Origin of the sequence: Paenibacillus sp. OSY-SE, from assembly GCF_000283315.1 — a bacterium.
GTDB classification, from domain to species: Bacteria; Bacillota; Bacilli; order Paenibacillales; family Paenibacillaceae; genus Paenibacillus_B; species Paenibacillus_B profundus.
In genome coordinates this window covers 1-215 of the sequence record NZ_ALKF01000044.1, presented here as the reverse complement: position 1 = coordinate 215, position 215 = coordinate 1, and the positions used below count along the sequence as shown (strand labels likewise).

Genomic DNA, 215 nt, shown 5'->3' with positions numbered 1-215 from the left:
ATACGCTATAAGCCGGAAACATTTGTCCGAAGACGGACGTGGACAGATTCACAATTCTTCCGTAGTTCTCCATGTATTTCATCGCTTGCTGACAGGCAAAGAAAGTACCTTTTACATTCAGTGCGAATTGTTGGTCAAAATCAGCTTCGGTCACCTCAGCCAGAGGTTTGGTAATCATCAGCCCGGCGTTGTTAACCAGAATATCCACTTTGCCG

General features: G+C 45.6%; 1 protein-coding gene. It reads right to left on the bottom strand.

Annotated features, from left to right (window positions below; genetic code table 11):
- On the bottom strand, positions 1–215 hold a 215-nt coding region (locus A372_RS32650), incomplete at both ends, for an SDR family NAD(P)-dependent oxidoreductase (RefSeq protein ID WP_036702627.1).